This window comes from Rhizobium nepotum 39/7, assembly GCF_000949865.1.
Classification (GTDB): Bacteria; Pseudomonadota; Alphaproteobacteria; order Rhizobiales; family Rhizobiaceae; genus Agrobacterium; species Agrobacterium nepotum.
The window spans coordinates 336,548-357,521 of record NZ_JWJH01000012.1; the positions used below are offsets into that span (position 1 = coordinate 336,548).

The 20,974-nt window shown below is 60.4% G+C and carries 20 protein-coding genes; 10 read left to right on the forward strand and 10 right to left on the reverse strand.

What is annotated here, in order from left to right; all coding sequences use genetic code 11:
- Positions 1 to 95 precede the first annotated feature (95 nt).
- Complete coding sequence (locus RS75_RS14710) at positions 96 to 1,223, forward strand: Gfo/Idh/MocA family protein (RefSeq protein ID WP_045021673.1); 1,128 nt, start codon at positions 96 to 98, stop codon at positions 1,221 to 1,223.
- Between the two features lie 173 nt (positions 1,224 to 1,396).
- Here RS75_RS14710 and RS75_RS14715 read toward each other — a convergent pair whose 3' ends face one another.
- The 3 genes from RS75_RS14715 to RS75_RS14725 form a co-directional block, all read right to left on the reverse strand.
- Positions 1,397 to 2,359 carry a 2-hydroxyacid dehydrogenase gene (locus RS75_RS14715; protein ID WP_045021802.1) on the reverse strand — a complete coding sequence of 321 codons (963 nt, stop codon included), beginning with the start codon at positions 2,357 to 2,359 and terminating at the stop codon, positions 1,397 to 1,399.
- A gap of 356 nt (positions 2,360 to 2,715) precedes the next feature.
- Entirely contained in the window at positions 2,716 to 3,738 is a 1,023-nt protein-coding gene (locus RS75_RS14720) for a LacI family DNA-binding transcriptional regulator (protein WP_045021675.1), read from the reverse strand.
- A gap of 133 nt (positions 3,739 to 3,871) precedes the next feature.
- The gene (locus tag RS75_RS14725) at positions 3,872 to 4,381 is read right to left on the reverse strand and encodes a MarR family winged helix-turn-helix transcriptional regulator (protein WP_045021677.1); all 510 of its coding nucleotides are present in this window, start codon (positions 4,379 to 4,381) and stop codon (positions 3,872 to 3,874) included.
- A 79-nt stretch (positions 4,382 to 4,460) separates the two neighbouring features.
- Here RS75_RS14725 and RS75_RS14730 point away from each other — a divergent pair, with 79 nt between their 5' ends.
- From RS75_RS14730 to RS75_RS14740, 3 genes are all read left to right on the forward strand, one after another.
- Positions 4,461 to 5,261 carry a creatininase family protein gene (locus RS75_RS14730; RefSeq protein ID WP_045021679.1) on the forward strand — a complete coding sequence of 267 codons (801 nt, stop codon included), beginning with the start codon at positions 4,461 to 4,463 and terminating at the stop codon, positions 5,259 to 5,261.
- Between the two features lie 115 nt (positions 5,262 to 5,376).
- On the forward strand, positions 5,377 to 6,495 hold the full coding sequence (locus RS75_RS14735) for a CobW family GTP-binding protein (protein WP_045021681.1): 1,119 nt from the start codon (positions 5,377 to 5,379) through the stop codon (positions 6,493 to 6,495).
- Between the two features lie 248 nt (positions 6,496 to 6,743).
- Positions 6,744 to 7,736, forward strand: a complete 993-nt coding sequence (locus RS75_RS14740; RefSeq protein WP_045021684.1) for a WD40 repeat domain-containing protein — start codon at positions 6,744 to 6,746, stop codon at positions 7,734 to 7,736.
- Positions 7,737 to 7,854: 118 nt separating this feature from the next.
- Here RS75_RS14740 and RS75_RS14745 read toward each other — a convergent pair whose 3' ends face one another.
- Together RS75_RS14745 and RS75_RS14750 are read right to left on the reverse strand one after the other, a co-directional pair.
- A complete protein-coding gene (locus RS75_RS14745) occupies positions 7,855 to 9,036 on the reverse strand; it encodes an MFS transporter (RefSeq protein ID WP_045021803.1) in 1,182 nt (393 codons plus the stop codon).
- 271 nt (positions 9,037 to 9,307) lie between these two features.
- Entirely contained in the window at positions 9,308 to 9,595 is a 288-nt protein-coding gene (locus RS75_RS14750; protein WP_045021686.1) for a hypothetical protein, read from the reverse strand.
- Between the two features lie 270 nt (positions 9,596 to 9,865).
- Between RS75_RS14750 and RS75_RS14755 the strand changes: the two genes are divergently transcribed.
- The 3 genes from RS75_RS14755 (at position 9,866) to RS75_RS14765 (ending at position 12,865) form a co-directional block, all read left to right on the forward strand.
- Positions 9,866 to 11,044: a hypothetical protein gene (locus RS75_RS14755; RefSeq protein ID WP_045021688.1), complete on the forward strand. Its 1,179-nt coding sequence runs from the start codon at positions 9,866 to 9,868 to the stop codon at positions 11,042 to 11,044.
- 124 nt (positions 11,045 to 11,168) lie between these two features.
- Positions 11,169 to 11,810, forward strand: coding sequence for a DUF1007 family protein (locus RS75_RS14760; RefSeq protein WP_045021690.1), 642 nt, complete (start codon positions 11,169 to 11,171; stop codon positions 11,808 to 11,810).
- Complete coding sequence (locus RS75_RS14765; protein WP_045021692.1) at positions 11,804 to 12,865, forward strand: nickel/cobalt transporter; 1,062 nt, start codon at positions 11,804 to 11,806, stop codon at positions 12,863 to 12,865. The genes RS75_RS14760 and RS75_RS14765 overlap by 7 nt, the downstream gene beginning before the upstream one ends.
- Here the strand turns inward: RS75_RS14765 and RS75_RS14770 are convergent.
- The 4 genes from RS75_RS14770 to RS75_RS14785 all read right to left on the reverse strand — a co-directional run bounded on the left by RS75_RS14770 (position 12,856) and on the right by RS75_RS14785 (position 15,580).
- Entirely contained in the window at positions 12,856 to 13,098 is a 243-nt protein-coding gene (locus RS75_RS14770; RefSeq protein ID WP_407691546.1) for a hypothetical protein, read from the reverse strand. The genes RS75_RS14765 and RS75_RS14770 overlap by 10 nt on opposite strands.
- Positions 13,091 to 13,780, reverse strand: coding sequence for a GNAT family N-acetyltransferase (locus RS75_RS14775; protein ID WP_045021696.1), 690 nt, complete (start codon positions 13,778 to 13,780; stop codon positions 13,091 to 13,093). Before RS75_RS14775 ends, RS75_RS14770 begins: the two co-directional genes overlap by 8 nt.
- 356 nt (positions 13,781 to 14,136) lie before the next feature.
- Entirely contained in the window at positions 14,137 to 14,832 is a 696-nt protein-coding gene (locus tag RS75_RS14780; protein WP_045021699.1) for a tellurite resistance TerB family protein, read from the reverse strand.
- A 109-nt stretch (positions 14,833 to 14,941) separates the two neighbouring features.
- Entirely contained in the window at positions 14,942 to 15,580 is a 639-nt protein-coding gene (locus tag RS75_RS14785) for a 2-dehydro-3-deoxy-phosphogluconate aldolase (RefSeq protein ID WP_045021701.1), read from the reverse strand.
- A 169-nt stretch (positions 15,581 to 15,749) separates the two neighbouring features.
- Here RS75_RS14785 and RS75_RS14790 point away from each other — a divergent pair, with 169 nt between their 5' ends.
- The 3 genes from RS75_RS14790 (at position 15,750) to trhO (ending at position 18,370) form a co-directional block, all read left to right on the forward strand.
- Complete coding sequence (locus tag RS75_RS14790) at positions 15,750 to 16,262, forward strand: CYTH domain-containing protein (RefSeq protein ID WP_045021804.1); 513 nt, start codon at positions 15,750 to 15,752, stop codon at positions 16,260 to 16,262.
- Positions 16,222 to 17,130: a CHAD domain-containing protein gene (locus tag RS75_RS14795; protein WP_045021703.1), complete on the forward strand. Its 909-nt coding sequence runs from the start codon at positions 16,222 to 16,224 to the stop codon at positions 17,128 to 17,130. The genes RS75_RS14790 and RS75_RS14795 overlap by 41 nt, the downstream gene beginning before the upstream one ends.
- 283 nt (positions 17,131 to 17,413) lie before the next feature.
- Positions 17,414 to 18,370 (forward strand): oxygen-dependent tRNA uridine(34) hydroxylase TrhO, encoded by a 957-nt coding sequence (gene trhO / locus RS75_RS14800; protein ID WP_045021704.1) that lies wholly within the window; start codon positions 17,414 to 17,416, stop codon positions 18,368 to 18,370.
- A gap of 213 nt (positions 18,371 to 18,583) precedes the next feature.
- Here trhO and RS75_RS14805 read toward each other — a convergent pair whose 3' ends face one another.
- On the reverse strand, positions 18,584 to 20,827 hold the full coding sequence (locus tag RS75_RS14805) for a putative bifunctional diguanylate cyclase/phosphodiesterase (RefSeq protein ID WP_045021706.1): 2,244 nt from the start codon (positions 20,825 to 20,827) through the stop codon (positions 18,584 to 18,586).
- Positions 20,828 to 20,974: the final 147 nt, after the last annotated feature.

The window sequence follows — 20,974 nt, forward strand, 5'->3', positions numbered from 1 at the left end:
CGCGCGTCGGCTGGATTCCTGTGACAAGCACAGGAATGAGGGAAGAAATACACAAGACATTGCTTTCATTCTAATAATTTCGGGAGGAGAAGACCATGGCCGCTCTTGGCGTAGGCCTTATTGGCACGGGTTACATGGGCAAGTGCCACGCTTTGGCGTGGAACAATGTCACCAGCGTCTTCGGCGATGTGGAGCGTCCACGGCTGGTCACGCTGGCGGAGGTCAATCCTGAACTCGCGGCCAAAAAAGCCGCCGAGTTCGGGTTTTCCCGCTCGACCGGCAACTGGCGCGATCTGCTTGCCGACCCTGAAATCGACGTGATCTCGGTTACCACACCGAACGCCTTTCACCCGGAAATGGCGATTGCCGCGCTCGATGCCGGCAAACATGTCTGGTGCGAAAAGCCGATGGCGCCCGCTTTCTCCGATGCGGTGAAGATGCGCAATGCGGCCCGCCGGTCGGGAAAGGCAGCGGCGATGGGCTACAACTACATCCAGAACCCTGTCATCCGCCACATGCGCCGCCTGATAGATGAAGGCGCGATCGGCAAGGTCTACCATGTCCGGGCTGAAATGGATGAGGACTTCATGGCGGATGCCACCCAGCCCTTTTACTGGAAGTCCGAAGCCTCCTCCGGTTACGGCGCGCTGGATGATTTCGCCGTTCACCCGCTGTCACTGCTGTTTTCCCTGTTCGGCCATGCCGAAAGCGCGATCACCGATATGGTCAAACCCTACGAGACGCGGCCGCTAAACGGTGGCGGCGAGCGAGTGGTAGAGACGCACGATCTCGCTAGCGTTCTCCTGAAACTGGAAGGCGGCATTTCTGCCGTCCTGATCGCCAACCGCTCGGCCTGGGGCCGCAAGGGCCGCATCGCTATCCAGATTTACGGCTCCACCGGCTCGATCCTTTTCGATCAGGAACGGATGAACGAATTCCAGCTCTACACAACGGACGGACGCCCGGAGGAGCAGGGTTTTCGAACGATCCTCGCCGCCCCGCATCACAAACCCTATGACCGCTTCATCCCCGCCCCCGGCCACGGGCTCGGCTTCAACGATCTTAAGGTCATCGAATGCAGGGAACTGATTGCGGCGATCGAGGGTAAAAAGGCGCATATCATCGATTTCGAGGAGGGGCTGAAGATCGAGCGCAGCATTCATGCCATGGCCCGGTCGTTCGCTGAGGGACGATGGGTGGCGACGGGCGAGATTGTGGAATAGGAATGCTGACTGGTTGACGGCAAGGGCCGAAAACCTCTCTTCCGTCATGCCGGACTAGATCCGGCATCCAGCCACGGCACGTCTGCGCCGTGGAAGAGCCTTTTATGATCAAAGACTTGATCATGCTGGACCCCGGATCAAGTCCGGGGTGACGGCGTTTGGAGGCGCTAGTGTTACCCCTTAACAGGCGTTTCCGGCACCGGCGTCAACACCTTGCCGTCCCCGAACCAGCCGAGGATATTGTCGGCCACCAGGTCAGCCATGGCGTTGCGCGTCGGGATAGACGCGGAGGCCACGTGCGGCAAAAGGGAAACATTCGGCAGCGACAGGAAAGCTTCCGGCACCTTCGGCTCGGCGTAGAAAACATCGAGACCGGCAGCACCCAGAACGCCACTCTGCAACGCCTCTAAAAGTGCATCCTCGTCAACGCTGGAGCCGCGGCCAACATTGATGAAAACGCCCTGCGGACCAAGTGCTGACAGGATTTCCGCGTTGATTACCTTATGCGTTTCCGGCGTGCCCGGCACGATGCAGATCAGGATGTCGACAGCCTCAGCCATCTCCTTCAGCGAACCGTAATAGGTATAGGACAGGCCATCGCGCTTGCTGCGGGTGTGATAGCCAATCTCCACCTTGAAAGGCTCCAGCCGCTTGGCGATTTCCTGGCCAATACGGCCCATACCGAACAGGCCGACCTTGCGGCCGCGCAGCGAAAACGGCGAAAGCGCAAAGGGCCCTTCGCCAACCCATTTGCCGTCGCGAAGCCAGGTCTCGGCCTGATAGAGACGGCGCACGGTATTGATCATCAGCGCAATCGTCGTATCCGCCACTTCGTCGTTCAGCACGTCGGGCGTATTGGTCACCACGATGCCGCGCGTGGCGGCGTGTCTGGCATCCACGCCATCGTAACCGACGCCGAAATTGGCGATGATCTCGAGCTTGGGCAGCGCATCGATCCATTTGGCGTTGACGACGCCGGAAACGGCGATGGCGTTGATGCGCTCAGCTGCACCATCAGGCAGAACCGGCTCGGCACCGGCGGGCACTGTCACGATCTCGACCTTGCCTTCGAGGCGTTCGAGAACGCGCGGGTTGATCTTGCCGGGAACGAGAACGACGGCTTGTCTGTCAGACATGGGTGGAAATTCCTCCTGATAATATTCCAATATCGTCAGAGCCGGATTTCAGGCGGATACCGCTTGCGGCTTCCACAATCCCGCTCCTCTGAGCTGATCTTTTCAAACTCCGGCGGCCGTGAAAAGGGCAATAAGGGGATGCTATGGGGGCAGACGGAACTTTCATGCCGTTTTTTTTCGACACATGCATGTCCGTCATGCCGGACTAGATCCGGCATCCAGCCAGCCCAAGTCCTTGGGTTGAATAGACTCTTCACGTCGCGCAGACGCGCGCCGGCTGGATTCCGGCCCAAGGCCGGAATGACGGAAGGTGCAACGCGCAAACCGCACCCACCATCTTCCCATCATGCTAAGCTTCAAACCCGCGGACGCACCGGCCCCGTCGACTGGCGGATGCGCATTTCCGGCTTGATGAGATGGATACCGTCAGGTTCGTGGCTGCCCGCCAGCCTGTCCAGCAGCGCCCGCGCCGCGAGACGCCCCACCTCGGCCTGCCCGTTGGACACGGTGGTCAGCGCCGGTGTGGCGATGGCCGCCTCCTCCAGATCGTCATAGCCCGTGACGGAAATATCGACACCCGGCACCAGACCCGCGCGCGAAACGCCATTCATCAGGCCGATGGCGACCAGATCGTTCCAGCAGACGGCGGCCGTCGGTTTCTGCGGCAGCGACAGGAAATGCACCGCAGCCTCGAAACCGCCCTGCTTGGAGCGCGGACCGGGAATGCGCAGGTTCGGATCGACCTCGATGCCCGCCTTACGCAGCGCATTGACATAACCCTGGTAACGGTCGCGGCCGGTCGATGTCTGGTCGGTACCACCAACCATGGCGATGGTGCGGTGACCAAGGCTGATCAGATGATTGGTAGCCAGCGAAATTCCGTAGCTGTCGTCACCGCGATAGGTCGGCATGTCGACGCCCTCGAGAGAGCGGGCCACCAGAATGGCGGGCATGCCGTTTTCCTCGGCCAGCGTCATGTCCTCGATTGGCGTGCCGATGGCGGGCGACATGATGATGCCATCAGAACCAAGCTGCAGCAGCGTTTCGATAAAGGTGCGCTGTTTTTCGACCGAATCGTAGTGGTTGGAAAGAATGAAGGTCTGGCGGCTGCGATCCAGCTCGGTTTCGATGGCTTTCAGAATTTCCCCGTAAAACGGGTTCATCACATCGTGGAACACCACACCGACGATGCCGGAGCGCGAGGTGCGCAGGCTGGCGGCCCGGCGGTTGTAGATATAACCGAGCGCCCGGGCCTGTTCCTTGATCTTGTCGCGCGTGTCGGAGGCGACCAGCGGACTGTCGCGCAATGCAAGGGAGATGGTGGCAGTTGAAAGACCCAGACTTTCGGCGATCGTCGACAATTTGATCTTTTGTACCACGGCATTTCTCCCCAAACCCATGTCAGCGACGGATGTCTCTGTTTAAATCGCAATTAAACAATTTAAACAAAATCCGCAACTGGTTTAAGGAAACCCAACAAAAAGACGGTGTATTTTTAAAAATTTCAACAAATTATTGAAGATTGGTATCGATTGCCTTGAGAAGTTTAACCACGGTTCTGATATCCTTGGCCGAAAGCCCCTCGATCGCCCGTGCACCGCAACTGGCGATGGAGACGTTGATATGTTCGACGCTTTTCAGTCCCGTCGCCGTCAACTTCACCAGCGTCACACGGCCATCGTCGTCGTCGCCGCTGCGTTCCACGAAACCCTGGGCTTCCATGCGGCCGATGGTGCGTGTCATGGTGGGCGCCTTGACGCCGAGTTTCTGGGCGATCTGCCCCGGCGTGAGGCTGCCTTCCTGCGCCAGCGCCAGGATAACGCCGTCCTGCCCGGCATAAAGGCCGCTTTCGGCAAGGCTGTGGCTCAGCGCCGTGCGCATGGAACGGGCGGCCTGGGTGATGGATTGCGCCAGTTCCTCAGGGTTGAAACTCTCGTCCCTTTTTTTGGCGTCCTTTAATTTTTTGCCGCCCTTTTCCTTCTTGGCGCTTTTGTCCTTATGCCCAGTTTTGTCCTTGCTCATATGCGAGTGCCTTTTACCCTGTGGCGGAACCGATATATGTTGCTGGAAACCCTTACCGAATGTAGGCGCGGACTGCCAGATGCCAAACTCATACACGCATTATCACGACGAAAACGTAACAGACCCTCATCTTCGCGCAACAGGTGCAATTTCCGTGCTGCCGCTCGGAGCCCATGAACAGCACGGCCCTCACCTGCCTTTCGAGACCGATACGCTGATTGCGCAGGGCATTATCGCCCGTCTCGCTGCTGTTTTGCCAGCTAATCTGCCGGTCTCCTTCCTGCCGGTGGAACCCGTTGGATATTCCATCGAGCATATGAATGTGCCGGGCACGAAGTCGTTGCGTTACGATGAAGCCATTGAGCGCTGGCTCGGCATCGCTGAGGCCGAATATGAAAAAGGCGTGCGCAAATTCGTGATGCTGAACGCCCATGGCGGCAATTCGCCGCTGATGACCATCGTCGCCACCGAGGCCCGCGCCCGCTTCGGCATGCTGGCGGTGGCCACCAGCTGGACCCGTTTCGGGGTGCCGGCCGATATCGTGAAGCCTGAGGACAAGGCAATCGACATCCATGGCGGCGATGTCGAAACATCTGTCATGCTCGCGCTTTGCCCGGAACGGGTGGCGATGGAAAAGGCGGCCGACTTCCCCTCTCGGCAAAGCGATTTCGCCAGCCGTTTCAGGCATCTGCGTGCTTACGGACCGCACGCCTTCGGCTGGCTGATGAGCGATCTGAACCCGGATGGCGTTGCCGGAAACGCCGCTGCGGCCTCAGCCGAAAAGGGCGAAAGGATCATTTCCCACGCCATTACCGGCCTTGTCGAACTACTTGAAGACGTCTACGCTTTTGACATAACGTTATTTCATAACAAAATTTGAAAAACTGCGCCGAAACCGGCCAGAATCCCTTTGAACTGCCCGGACGTCGCGCCTATATGGACGTCAACACTTCTTTCTTGAGGCCAGAACGGGCCTTTCTCCACACGAGGTTTCCATGACCGAAACAGCACCAGTCAAGCCCATTCCAGTCACCGTCCTGACGGGATATCTCGGCGCCGGCAAGACGACGCTTCTCAACCGCATCCTGTCCGAGAACCACGGCAAGAAGTACGCGGTGATCGTCAACGAATTCGGCGAGATCGGCATCGATAACGATCTGATCGTCGAATCCGACGAGGAAATCTACGAAATGAACAATGGCTGCGTCTGCTGCACGGTGCGCGGCGACCTGATCCGTGTGGTCGAGGGCCTGATGCGCCGTCCCGGCCGATTCGACGGTATCATCGTCGAGACCACTGGCCTTGCCGACCCGGTTCCCGTCGCCCAGACCTTCTTCATGGATGACGACGTGCGCGCCAAGACCGAGCTTGATGCCGTTATCGCGCTGGTTGATGCCAAGCACCTGCCGCTGCGCCTGAAGGACAGCCGCGAGGCCGAAGACCAGATCGCATTTGCCGATGTCGTCATCGTCAACAAGACCGACCTCGTCTCCCCGGAAGAAGTCGCCCGCATCGAGGATATCGTGCGCGCCATCAATCCTTCCGCACGCATCTACAAGACCACCCGCTCCGGCGTCGATCTCGCCCGCGTTCTCGACCAGGGCGCCTTCAATCTGGAGCGCGCGCTCGAAAACGATCCGCATTTCCTCGAGCATGGCCATGAGGATCACGCCTGCGGTCCCGATTGCGACCACCACCATCATGATCATGGGCACGATCACGGCCATGACCACCATCATCACGACCATGATCATGCGCACCATGACCACGGCCACGATCACCACAACCACGGCGCGGTTTCGGCAATCCATGATGTGACGGTGCAGTCCGTTTCCCTGCGCGGCGGCGAGATGAACGCCGAGCGCTTCTTCCCGTGGATCCAGAAGGTGACGCAGACCGACGGCCCGAACATCCTGCGCCTCAAAGGCATCATCGCCTTCAAGGGCGATGCGGAACGTTACGTGGTGCAGGGCGTGCACATGATCATCGAGGGCGATCACCAGCGCCCGTGGAAGGAAGGCGAAAAGCGCGAAAGCCGCCTCGTCTTCATCGGCCGCGAACTCGACCGCGAAAAGCTGGAAAAGAGCTTCAACGCCTGCCTTGCCACGGCTTGAGGTTTTCGAGGGACGCACCGAGATGCTCTTGCGGGTTCTCGGTGCCTTCCCCCATTCTCGACGTCATCCTCGGGCTTGACCCGAGGACCCATTGCCGCCAGCATGTGGATGGTCGGATCATCCACGGGCCTGCCCCGGGGACCGACCATGACGCCCCGGGTTGAAACCGCACCAACGGGTCTTCCCGGCCTTGGTCAGCGACCGAAATCCACCAAACGAAAAACACACATACGAAAGACCGATGCCCCATGCCGACTGTTGCCCCGCTTGATATCGAAGGCCACGTGGTCTCGACCCATTTTCTCGGCGACATTCCGCTGTTTGCCACCGCCGCCGGCACCATTCACCGGCTGGATGGCGGCGAGAAGGTGACGCAGGCGCATGACGGGCTTCTGACCTGCATCCGCGACCCCTACAGCGCCACCCTGCTCTCCGGCGGCGAGGACGGGCGCGTTCTGCGCATCGGCCATGACGGCAGCATCAGCGAGTTGGCCAACGTGCCGCGAAAATGGGTCGGCGTCGTTGCCGGCGGGCCGCAGAAGGCGGTCGCCTATGGCGTCGGCAAGTCCAGCTTCGTGCGTCTGTCCGATGGCACGGTCAAGGAATTCAAAGAGGAGCGCACGGTGGAGGCTATCGCCTTCGCGCCCAAGGGCCTGCGTATTGCTGTCGCGCGTTATAACGGCGTGACGCTGCATTGGGTGGCGAGTGCGGGCGATCCGGTCGATCTGGAATGGAAAGGCGCGCATACCGGCGTCATCTTCTCGCCTGATGGTAAGTTCCTCGTCACCACCATGCAGGAAAACGCCCTGCACGGCTGGAAGATGGAGGCGACCAAAGGCGGCATGGAAGCCCGCCACATGCGCATGACGGGTTATCCCGCCAAGGTCAAATCCATCTCCTGGTCTCCGAAGGGCAAGTGGCTCGCCTCTTCCGGCGCGCCCGCCGCCATCGTCTGGCCGTTCGCCGGCAAGGACGGCCCGATGGGCAAGGCGCCCGAAGAACTCGGCAGCCGCGCCAACATCATGGTCACCAACGTCGCGTTCCACCCGGTGGAAGACGTGCTGGCCATCGGCTTCATCGACGGCATGATCCTTGGCGTGCGCCTAGCGGACGGCAAGGAAGCCCTGCTCCGCCGCCCCGGCAAGGGCGCCATCACGGGCATGGACTGGAGCACCACCGGCAAGCTGCTCGCCTTCGCCTCCGAGGCCGGCGACTGCGGCATCATCGACATTTCGGCGTAAGGGCAGCAACGGCGCGCACAATGCGCTGGCCGATCCCCACTGCCCTCATTCCTGTGCTTGTCACAGGAATGAGGGCAGTGGGTGTCCGCACCAGAAAACCCCGGCGCTTTTGCGTTCCCTACTCGCTCACCTGACGCCGCGTCAGAAACAGCAGCAGCAGTGCGGCACCCGCGCCGACCGAAGCCAGCCGGATCGACGTGCCAAAACTCGCATATTGCGACACGAACCCCATCAGTGGCACCGCAAACAGCCCGGCAAGAAAGATGGAATTCATGTAGAGCGCGGTTGCCCGCGCCGTACGGCCGCGCGCAAAACCCTGCACGAAGGTCAGGCATGTAGCGGCGCAAAGTCCGTAATAGGCACCTTCCAGCGCCGCACCGACCAGCATGGCCGGAAGGGTCTGGACCGAGGCTATGACATTGAAGGCGACAATCGCCATCACCGCCGAAACGCAAAGAAGGATACGGGCGCTGACCCGGCGCATTATCCTCGGCGCAAGCAGGATCAGCAGAACCTCCATGCCGCATTTGACGCTGAGCGACAGGCCCGGCACATAATCAGGCAGGCCGACCTCGCGCACCAGAAACACCGGCAGGGCCGAGGCGCACAAAGCGTGGGCGAAAGACATGCAGAAGCTGGCCGCCGCCGCCATCAGCAGCGGCAGGTTGCGCCGCGTATCGGTGTCGCCCTCTTCCCGCCGCTCCATCGGACATGTCTGGCCGCGCGGCACGATGGCAAGGGCGAGCCCGCCCCAGATGGCTGCCATCAGCATGGCATTCAGGAACACCGCCTTCGCGCCGGCAAGATCGACGATCAGATAGGCGGCGGCCGGAAGCAGCATCCATGCCAGCGACACCATGGTCCGCAGGAAGGCGTTATAAGCAGCCGTATCGAGCGCCTTCACCCGGCCGTGATAGCGCCCGTAACTGAAGATGAGGGTGCTGGCGGCGTTGGAAAGTCCCATGCCGGTTGCCGTTACCGCCACCAGCAGCGCCAGATGCCCGAAGGTTGCAGCCGCCGCCGCGACAAAAGCACCAAGCACGGAGAGCAACAGCAACGGCCGCACCCGCACACCGGCATCGACACGCTCGCCATACAGACGGCTGGCAACGATAGAGGCCACCATCGCGGTCACGCTGTAGAGACCAAGCGTCGCCGGCGGATGGCCGAGCACCTGAATGATATAAAAACCGATAAACGGCACCACAGCCGCATTCGTACCGCCGGCAATGAAGACCAGCACGGCAATCATATAGGCCTGGCGATCAAATGCGCCCGGCGAAGCGTGTTTATGCAGCATGGGGATCGACTGGCGGCTGGGAGAGAAGACGGGACCGTGAAGCCCACCTTCACACCAAAACAGCATGCTGTTCAAGCCCGCCCGCGATTTCATTTCCGGGGAACGCAGGCAAAAAAAGGGGGCCAAATGGCCCCCTTTCAGGCATGCGATGCGCCGTTTGTTCTTGCCGGAGACCGTGCGTCATACACACGCAACTCGCGGACTGCTCCCGGCTTATGTCCTGCGCGCATCGTTTTCGCCGAAAATCCCTGTCGATTTTCGATCCGGACGATTAGTGGCGGCGCTTCTTGCCGCCGTCATTCTTGTTGTCGATGACATCGACGGACGTCTTGTTGCCGTTCAGAAGGCCGTTCAGGATACCGGTCTTGTTGCCGTTCAGAATCCCGTTATTGGACAGGATACCGCTGACACCCAGATCGATGCTCGGCGACACGACGACGAGCGCGCCGCCCTTGTTGCTGTTTCCAGACAGGATGCCTCCCAGCAGACCGCCGGCATTGGCCTGACCAACGGAAGCGATAGTAAGAACAGCGGCTATGCAAGCAAACTTGGCAATCATTTCTCTCTCCTCTTATGTTTGATCACGCCCCATGGCGTAGTCGAACTGTATATTTAGAGGATTCTAATTCAAGCAAAGTCTAATATTAAAATAAACTATTAACACTAATACTGGAGGTTTTAATAAAATTTTACATAACAGAGACAGCCACACTTCAGCAAATTACAGCCAGTACTCTCCATGACTTATACCCACGACAGCAACGTGCCACGGAGACTTTATTAACCATACAACCATAAGATATTGCTTAATTAGCGACCGGAGATGCAAATGCGGCTGGGGGGATACATCGCGCTTGTTCTTGGGCTTGCCTGCGCCTCGGTTGCGCGGGCGGGTGACAAGGCCGACGAGCACAATATCACCTACAAGACCGGCATCGGTTACGACACCAATTATTTCGGCGATACCAACCGGCTGCGGGCGATTTCGCTGCGCGCAGGCCTCGGGCTGAACGGAAAGATCGTGCTGGAAGGCACGGAACTGCGTTATTCGCTCGATCACGAGGAGGTCCGCCTCCCCCGTTACCGTTTCGCCAATGAACACAACACCATTGCCAGTCTGGGGCTGACCACACGCCTGTCGGAGCGGCTGGAATGGGCAATGGAGCTGCGTGGCACACGCAGCGACGCCGGCGATATATTCCTGCATTTCCCCGAAGAAGACATCGGCTACCGGCGGCTGGATCACAAGCTGGAGGCATCAACCCAGCTTGGTATCGTCGCTTTCGGCGGCAAGAACACGCTGACGGCGGGCTTTGCCAGCCTGATGAAGGGCAAGGCGCGTTTCCGTCCGGCCTATTTCGTGCCCACCCGCCTGGAAGCCAATGAAGCGCTTCTGTCGTTGAAGGCCGAACATGTGCGGCCGCTGGCCGGCGGCGAGGCCGGACTGACACTCGCCTATGACCGCCTCGTCGTGCCGGAAAGCCAGCAGGTGAAATACGAGCGTTTTGAAGCCAACACACTACGCGGTTCGCTTGCCTATGGTTACAGGTTCTCCGAACGTTTCGCGGTTCTGGCCGAGGCGGGCCTGACAGCGATTTCCGGTGACGAGATCAGCGACAAGGTGAAGCGCACCCGGCCCTATCTCAGGGCCGAGGCGGAGGTGAAGGCCACCGATCGCATCGCCTTCGGTGCGGGCTATTCGCAGGATTATGCGCTTTTCGACCCTGATGACCCCATTGCCGAGTTTCACCGCCGCTGGCAGTTCGTGGTGAAAAGCAAGCTCGCCGACAAGGTCGGGCTGAACCTTGCGCTGCAGCGCGTCCACAAGGACTGGATTTATTATAACTACGACACCAGCGAGCGCAGGCTGGTGGCCACCCTGTCCTTCGATATCGGCAAGAGCAGCAAGCTGGAGGTGGAATTCAACCGCCTTCTGCACGGAGAGCGCGATACCGACCTCGCCTATAGCGGCTCCAGCGTCACCTCCCGTTTCAGCGGCACCTTCTGAGACATACGGCTGGAACACCCGGCCTAGCGCAAAGCATATTGCCGCAACGGCCATCAGGTCGAAATTCGGTCCCAATTTCTGCTAGAGTCGGGTTTCGAGATTCGAAGGCAGGACAGACCGGATAATGAACAGACGATTATTGCTCCTTGCGGCTGGCCTGACCTCCATACCCGTTGCCGCCGCAGCACATCCGCATATTTTCGCCGAAGCGCGCATGGAAATCGTCGAGGGGCCGAACGGCACCATTCAGGAAGTGCGCAACATCTGGCGGTTCGACGAGATGTTCTCGGCAAGTGTGGTGATGGATTACGACAAGAATGGCGATCTGAAGCTGGACAAGACCGAGCTGGCCGATATCGGCAATACCGTGCTGGATTCGCTTGCCGAATATTCCTACTACACCTTCATCACCGCCAACAGCAAAGCGGTGGAATTCGGCAAACCGGACGCCATCCATGTGGACTACAAGGACAAGCAGATCCTGATGTTCTTTTCCGTCAAGCCGACCACGCCGCTTTCCATCAAGGGCAAACTCAGCTTCGGCGCGTGGGATCCGACCATGTATACGGCGATCGATTTTGCCAAGGATGGCGATCTGGCGACCGTGGGCAAGGATCTCGCCGCCTGCAAGCACCATGTCGTGCGCCCGGACCCGGACGAAGTGATCTCGCAAAACCAGACGTCGCTCACCGACGCCTTCTTCAACGATCCGACCGGCACCGACATGACGAAACTCTTCGCCACCCGGCTGGAGATGACATGCTGAACCGCCCCCGCCGTCTGGCCGAACATCTCACCCTCGCCGCAATCTGCCTGCTGGCTGTGGCGGGCGCCGCTCACGCACAATCGCCGCTTGGCATCGGCTCGGCCGAGCCGTCCTTCGCGCTTGGTGGGCCGTTCGCGCCGCTGATGCAATGGATCAATGTGCATCAGCAGATGTTCTACCGGGCGTTGACCGGCGCATTGAAGGCCATGCGTGAAGACAACTGGGCGATGGCATCGCTGGTCGGTCTTTCCTTTGCTTACGGCGTTTTCCATGCCGCCGGCCCCGGCCACGGCAAGGCGGTCATCTCCTCCTATATGATCGCCAATGAAACGCAGCTGAAACGCGGCATTCTCATTTCCTTCATTTCCGCGCTCATTCAGGGCGCAATGGCCATCGGCCTCGTCGTCGCGGCCTGGCTCGTGCTGCGCGGCACATCGATCACCATGACGAAGGCCACACAGGCGATGGAGATTGCCAGTTTCGCCATGGTGGCGCTGTTCGGCGCATGGCTTCTGGCGCGCAAGCTCTGGTCGCTGAGCATCAGGCGCGTGCCGGTTGCCGTCTTCGCAACAGCGGGCGAAGCGACAGCCGTCAGAACCACGGGCATGGGCACCGGCCTCAGGTTTCAGGGCAAACCGGTTTTTACCGACCACGACCATAACGGCACCGGCGACCTTTGCACGGCCTGCGGAAAATCGCATGCGCCCGATCCGCTGCTGTTGAAGGGCAAGAACTTCAGCCTGCACGAAGCATGGTCGGCCATCATCGCCGTTGGCCTCAGGCCGTGCTCGGGCGCCATCATCGTCATGAGCTTTGCGCTTTTGAACGGACTTTTCCTCGGCGGCGTGCTTTCGGTGATCGCCATGTCGCTGGGCACCGCGATCACGGTGTCGCTGCTTGCCATCATGGCTGTGTCGGCCAAGGGGCTCGCCGTGCGTTTCGCCGGCCCCGGCAGCCGCAGGGCAGCGGGCATCAGCCACGCGATCGAGATCGCCGGGGCGCTATTCGTGCTCCTGATGGGCCTGATGCTGCTTGGTGCGTCGCTTCAGTTCTGACTTTTATGTGCATCTCGGCGGCGCTGGTAGCGGGCGCGCAGCCAGAACAGCAGGAAAAAGCACAGCACCGCCACCGCGCCGAAGGTTGCCGCAAGCCAGGGCGAATACTCCCCCAGCCACAGCATGATTTTCGGCATCACGTAAAACACCAGCCCGAAGCCGATGATGATGGCGGCGGCCGCAAAAAGGGGCGACCGGTCTTTCTTCTCAGACGTCGGCTTATTGTCAGGCATGGTCATGGGCAAGCTCCGCACGGATATCCTCAAGCTTGCGCTTCTGCGCGCCATCCGCGTCGAAATTATCAGGTGAAAGCCAGATTTCGAACGCCTTGCCGATCAAGGGCCATTCGCCGTCAATCATCGAAAACCACGCCGTATCGCGGTTCTTGCCCTTGGAGATCATGTGCTGGCGGAAGACACCCTCGAAGGTAAAACCGTAACGTTTCGCGGTGATCCTGGAGGGCTCGTTTTCATTGTGGCATTTCCACTCATAACGACGGTAGCCCAGATCCTCAAAAACATGTTTCGCCATCAGATAATGCGCCTCGGTGGACAAAGGCGAGCGCTTCATCTTCGCGCCATGGGCGACGGCACCGACCTCGACCACGCCATTGGCGGGATCGGGCCGCATGTAACTGGCCATGCCGACGACATCGCCGGTGGCGTTTTCCACGAACACCAGCGTCACCCAGCTGAGCTGCCCGGCACTGACAAGCCAGTCGCCGAAGGCGTCGGCATCGGGAAAAGCGCTTTGCGGGAAATATTTGAGAAGCGCATTCGTCCCCTCGCCGCCAAGCGCGGTCCAGAGCTTTGCAAGATGCCTGTCGCGATCAAACGGTTCCGCCGTCACGTAACGGCCCTCCAGCGTCACCGGCTGCGGTGCCGGACATCCCTTAAAATCACTCAGATCGCGCATTCTCTTCCCCATTGTCTGGGAGAAGGATTAGGCCAAGCTGGACGGGATGACAACAGTCATATGCGGTGGCGGGTGTGGGCGGGACTTATGGCCTTGGTGGGTGTGGCTCACCCCCCTCTGCCCTGCCGGGCATCTCCCCCACAAGGAGGGAGATCGGCCAGAAGGCAACGCTCGCCCACTCGCAACGTTGAAGATGGCCGGTAGGCCGCCGCGTATCGATCTCCCTCCTTGTGGGGGAGATGCCCGGCAGGGCAGAGGGGGGTGAGCCACACGCTTAAACGCTTAAACGCTTAAACGCTTAAACGCTTAAACGCTTAAACGTTCAAACCCTCATGCTCAAGCCCCACGCACTACCCTCAAACCTTCGCAGCCACCACCGTCGCCTCGATATGATCGACCAGCGCATCCGGCAGCCCAAGCCGCCCGGCGAGCAGGTCGAGATAACCGCGCTCAGCCCGCGTATCCGCCTCGATGGCGAGACGCGAGGCGGTGTAGATTTCCACCTTCTGCTCCTCGGTGCCGGCAGCGGCCACCAGAGCGTCGATATCCAGCGGATCGGCCAGTTCCTTTTCGAGGAACCGCTCGGCTTCCGTGTCGAGACCGGAAATCTGCACCTTTTCCATGATATTGGCGCGCTCCTTCTCGTCGATATGGCCGTCGGCCTTGGCGGCGGCGATCATCGCCTGGATGAGTTTCAGCGCGAAATCGTTGGAAAGAGCGGGAGATTGCGGGTGAAAGGCGGAATCGGCCGGTGGCGCAAGCAGTTCCGGCTCGGGTTTCGGCGCGACTTCCGGCGCCTGGCCGGATTTGTAATTCTTGTAGGCGAGATAACCGAGACCGGCGATAGCCGCGACGCCGCCGATGGTGGCGACATTGCCGGCAAGCTTGCGGCCGGTCTTCGTGCCCAGAATGGCGGCGGCGAGAGCGCCAGCCTTCATAGGATTGTTCCTGGCGATATCGGCGGCCTGCCCGGCTCTGTCACGGACGCTTCCCGAAAGGCCCGGCACCTGTGAGCCGAGGAATTGTTCAAGAAGCTTCTTGGCGTCGAACATCAAATTCTCCTGTAAAAGGTCAAGTCTACAGGGGAACATAGGAAGCCATGGCACGAATATGAATGACAAACCCGCTCACGCCTTCGTGAACGGGTTTGAAGAAACGGGATCAGCCGCGCAGTGCTGCGGCTTCCGCCGCAAGCTTGGTGATGCCGGCCCAGTCAGCCGTCGCCACCAGTTCGCGCGGGGCAACCCACGAGCCGCCAACGCAGACGACGTTCGGCAGGGACAGATAGTCGTTGGCGTTCTTCAGCGAGACGCTGCCGGTCGGGCAGAACATGGTGCCGGCAAGCGGCGAGGACAGCGCCTTGAGGTAAGGAGCGCCGCCGGCCTGCTCGGCGGGGAAGAACTTCAGCACCTTGTAGCCCTCGTCGCGCAGCGCCATGACTTCGCTTGCGGTGGCAGCACCCGGAAGTAGCGGCACTTTGGAGCCACGCGCGGCCTCAAGCACGCTTTTGTTGATGCCGGGGCTGACGATGAAGGTGGAACCCGCCTCGGCGGCCGCCTCGAAATCCCTGGCATTGAGAATGGTGCCCGCGCCGACATATGCGCCTTCCACTTCCGCCGCAACCGCGCGAATGGCATCAAGGGCCGCCGGCGTACGCATGGTGATCTCGATCGCTTTCAGACCGCCTGCGACCAGAGCGCGCGCGAGCGGCACGGCGGAAGCGGCATCATCCACGATCAGCACCGGCACGACCGGCTGAAGTTTGAGAATGGAGAGCAGTTTTTCGGAATCCTGGGCCAAGAGAGCCTCCTTGCGCGATTGAAACGATTGAAATCCCGTTTACCGATTAGCCTGCCCCGGCTTTGATGTCGAGGCGTGACAAGGCCATTTTTATCCAGATACTTCAATCAATTCGCTTCTTCATAACCTCCTCTTGCGATAATCTGGCGCACCAGTTTGCGGAGTCAGCATGGCCAAGGAAATTGAACGGAAGTTTCTTGTTGCAGGCGATGAATGGCGTAACGAGGTGACGCATAGCATGGCTTTCCGGCAGGCATATGTCGCCTCCCTGGAAAATCGCTCTGTCAGGGTCAGGATCGTCAACCGGCGTGACGCGACACTGACCATCAAGATCGGCGCAAGCGCGCTTGTCCGCGATGAATATGAATATTCCATCCCCCTGGCAGATGCCGAGGAGCTGATGGCGAGCGCGCCGGGCGTGGTGATCGAGAAGACGCGCCACACCGTCGATCACCGCGGTTTCACCTGGGAAGTAGATGTTTTTGAAGGCATCTATCAAGGGCTTGTCGTGGCCGAGGTGGAGATGGATGACGAGAATGCCGATCCCGATCTGCCATCGTGGCTCGGCAAGGAGGTAACCGGCGACCGCCGCTTTTCCAACCAGGCGCTCGCCATGGACAGTCCGTACGGAGACTTGCCGAATGTCTTTCAGGATAGATCCGAGAAAACCCTTCGACAGTGAAATCCGCCGCGCCGGGCTGGAACTGATCGAGGATACGATAGCAACCCTTCGCGTCCGGCCCTCTGGAAGCTATGAGGCGGTGCACGATGCGCGCAAGCGGTTCAAGCGGCTGCGCGCGCTCTACCGCCTCATCGCCAAGGCGGCGCCCGATTTCCGCGACCAAGAAAACACCCGTTTTCGCGATATAGCCCGCTCGCTCGCCTTTGCGCGGGAAGCGACGGCGCTGGTGGAGACGGCAGAATATCTCGAGACTTTCGCGCGCTCCAATACCCAGGGCAAGGCGCTGCGGGCGATCACGACAATCCTGCGCAAGCGCCGCGACCACGCCATCGAACAGGGGGAGGATCTTGACGACGCCATAACGGCCGCCATTGCCGGCTGCGAAGAAGGGCGCGAGAGACTGAAGGCCGTGTCGCTTCCCGACGGCCCGAAACGCACAACGAGACTGTTGAAGACGGGTTGGGCCAGGCAGAGGAAGAGGGCGCGCAAGGCGCTGGCCGACTGCCGTGACCACGCCGATGCCGAACATTTCCACGAATTGCGCAAGGCCGGGCAGGTCTACTGGATGTATCTCCGCCTTCTGCACCGTCTCTGGCCCTCCGCCATGCGCGCCAAGCGGGCCGACACCAAGCGGCTGGTCGACATCCTCGGTCATGAGCATGACCTTTCGGTCCTTGCCGCCTTCGCCGGGCGGGAACCGGAACGTTTCGGCAATGGTGAGCGGCTGGCCCTGCTTCTCGAGACGATCATGGAGAGGCAGCAGGCGCTACGCGCGGAAAGCCTTGAACTGGCGAGCAAAGCCTTCTCCGAATCCGCCGGCACCGAAAGCCGCATCATCGGCCTTTTGTGGCGACAGGCGGCGAAATAGGCTGGAAAGCAAGGCGTGACCAGAGTTATCGGCGGCGGCAAAGCCACATACTCCGTCATCCTTGGGCTTGCCCCAAGGATCCATGGTGCACCGGGTTGTGGATCCTCGGGACAAGCCAGAGGATGACTGAAGAAATGTTTTACCGTCTCACTAAGGCGGGATTTCGGGCACGGTCCGCCCTCGCGTTTCGCCACCACCCTGCTTGATACTTGACGATTTTCAAAATATCGGCAGCAGCGGATAAATATTGATTTGCGGCCGCCGCCGCTGTATTTCAGCGCCCATGACCGACACCACCATTCTCCCCCGCCCGGAAATAGCGCCCGACGCCACTGGCGATTTTCTGGTGGCCGCGCTTTATCATTTCGCCCGCCTGCCGCGGTTCGAAAGCCTGCGCGAGCCGCTGTTTCAGCTCTGCCAGGAAAATGGCGTCAAAGGCACGCTGCTTCTGGCGGCTGAGGGCATCAACGGCACAATTGCCGGACCGGATGCGGGAACGCGCACCGTGCTCGCCTTCCTGCGCGCACAGCCGGAATTCGCCACGCTGGAGCACAAGGAAAGCCGTGCATCGGCCATGCCTTTCGTGCGCATGAAGGTGAAGCTCAAGAAAGAGATCGTCACCATGGGCGTGCCGGATATCGATCCGAACCGCATCGTCGGCACCTATGTCGAGCCGCGTGACTGGAACGGGCTGATCTCCGATCCCGATACCATCGTCATCGACACGCGCAACGATTATGAGACCGCCATCGGCCTCTTCAAGGGCGCGGTCGATCCGAAGACCAAGACCTTCCGCGAGTTTCCCGACTGGGTGAAAAACAATCCCGGCCTGCATAACAAGCCGAAGATCGCCATGTATTGCACCGGCGGCATCCGCTGCGAGAAGGCCACCGCCTTCATGAAGGAACAGGGCTTCGACGAGGTCTACCACCTCAAGGGCGGCATTCTCAAATATCTGGAGGAAGTGCCGGAAGAAGAGAGCCTGTGGGAGGGCGCCTGTTTCGTGTTCGACGAGCGCGTCTCGGTGGTCCATGGTCTTGCCGAAGGCGACCACCAGCTCTGCCACGCCTGCCGCAATCCCATCACACCCGAGGTGCGGCAATCGCCGCTGTTCGAGGAAGGCGTTTCCTGCCCGAGCTGTTACGAAGACCGGACGGAAGAAGACCGTCAGCGGTTCCGCGACCGGCAGCAGCAGATCGAACTGGCAAAGAAGCGCGGCGAGCGGCATCTGGGGCGGTGATGTCGTTCGGCCAGAGCCATGCAGTCGTCGCATTTCGATTGAGCAGGTGCCGCGTATTTCTTCTCCCCGAGGGGGAGAAGGTCGCGGCAGCGGGATGAGGGGGAAAGGGTGCGGTCAATCACTAACGTTGCCCCCTCATCCGGCCCTTCGGGCCACCTTCTCCCCGGCGGGGAGAAGAAACTGGCCGTAACCGCCGGCAATACACCGTCACCCTTACTCTCCCGCCCGGAGCGCAAACAGCGGCGCCGTCTGCTCCTCCAGCATGGCGGTAATCTCTTCGGCGGCGACCGGTTTTGAGAACAGGTAACCCTGCAACTCGTCGCACCCGCACAGATGCAGGATGGCCGCCTGCTCTTCCGTCTCGACGCCTTCCGCCGTGACGGGAATATCGAGCGATTTCGCCAGCGCCACGGTCGCCTGCAGCATTTCCAGCGACCGCCCGCCCTTTTCGAGCGCCATGACCAGTGACCGGTCGATCTTCATACGGTCGAAACCGAAGCGGCGCAGATATCCCACACTTGCGAAACCGGCGCCGAAATCGTCGAGCGCGATATGCAGGCCAAGCTGTTTCAGCTTGTCGATCGCCGCACTTGCCCGCTCCGGATGCTGGATGAAATAACCCTCTGTCATTTCCAGCCGCAGCCTTGCGGTCGGTGTCTGCGTGGCGGCAAGAATATCCGTGATATGACCGGAAAAGGCCGGATTGCGGAACTGAACGGGTGAAATATTCACCGAAAGCTTGATCGATGGCCATTGTCCCGCCGTCTCGCAGGCTTTGCGCAGAACCAGAAGACCGAGCCGGTCGATAAGGCCGCTGGTCTCGGCAGCAGCGATGAAGATGTCCGGCGGCACAAAGCCGTATCCCGGCCTTTGCCAGCGGGCAAGCGCCTCCACCCCGGTGATGCAGCGCGTGGCGGCGCTGACGACCGGCTGGTAGACCACCGATATCTCGTCATTCAAAATGGCATATCGCAGATCAGCCTCGAGCTGCAGTTTTTCCTCGCGCAGCGCATCCATTTTCAGCTCGTAGGAGACGAAACGCCCGCGACCGTTTTCCTTGGCCTGATACATGGCCATATCGGCGCGGCGCAGCAGTTCCTCGCCGGTGATATCGCCGGAGCGCGAAACCGAGGTGCCGATGCTGCAACCGATGCTCGCCACCCGCTCACCGATGCTGAAAGGCTCGGTGAAAAGTTCGAGCAGCGCCTGACAGAGCTTACGGCCTTCCGACCAGACGTCATTGCCCTGAATGGCGATGGCGAACTCGTCGCCGCCGAGCCGTGCGAGCACTGCACCTTCCGGCACCAGCACGCGCAGCGCCGCCGCCACGCCCTTGATCAGCCGGTCGCCGGCGGCGTGGCCGTAGGAATCGTTGATTTCCTTGAAACCGTCTAGATCGAGATAAAGCAGCTTGATATCGGATTTGTCATGCCGGGCCTTGCCGACCATGCGGTCCAGTCTGGAGAACAGGCCGGCACGGTTGCTGAGGCCGCTCAGACGGTCGCGCAGTGCGTCTTCCCGTGCCGCCGCCTCGTCGGCCTTCAGCCGGTCGAGCGTGGCCGAGCCAATGATGAGAAGCACCAGAAAAAACGTGCCGGCAATGCCGAGCGCGGTGAAGACGACCGGTCGCGCCTCGTGAAAACTGACGTCTCCCGGCAGATGCGAGCGCCAGACGAGGCGCGCCAGCACATTGCCGAGCGGATTGACGATATCCACATGGTTGGGCGCCGGCCCGTCGCCATATTGCAGTTCCAGCCCTTCGACGACATAGTTGCGGGCAAGCTTGTCCACCGTCGCCTGCCTGAGATGGCGGGCGAAAATCAGATAGCGCCGCTCCGCGCCGACCTCTGGCAAGGCGCCGGATTTGAGCCGCACCAGCGCCACGCCTGCGGCAGCGACGCCATCGCGGGTTTCGACGAAGCCCGTGACCTGGGAGCTGACGCCGGGACGCATGGAGCGTACCCGTTCGACCATTTCCCTGAGACCAGCCCCGAAATAGGCGTCGGGCTTCCAGGCGACCGGCTTGCCGTTCTGGTAGGCCATCTGGACCTTGCCGCCCTCGTCAAGGACGACGGCGGTATCGAAAAGATCGCTGTTGACCGTCATGTCGCCATAATTGCTGGCCACCCAGTCGAACCTGTCGGGGGCGTAGACATAGTCGGCGGCATCGTCCCAGGCGGCGTAGTCGTTCAGCGTCGCGCCCAGCTGTTCGCGGAACGTGACAAGGGCGCCGGCCGTCGTCTCGCGCGAGCGGGCATTGTCGAGAGAATTCGCCTTTTCCCTGACCTGGCTGAGGGCGGACAAAACCAGCGCGGTGACGATGAGAAGCACCAGCGCGAAGGTGGACAATACGACGCCGACGGCGGTTCTGCGCCCGACCGGCAAATATTCCCCAATATTTCGCGGCGCAATCCGCATAAAATCCCCTTCGAAAGCACTATCTTGCAAAGGAAACATTCAAAAGCCGTTAAGTCCGGCTGTGATGCGCACCCAAAAAAGAACGGGTATAAAACGACAGTCGGAGCAAAACCGCGAAAAATCCTTCCATGAAATGACGGGGGTTTTTCATGCTGCGCCGATTTACGGCTGCCCCAGTAAACAAAA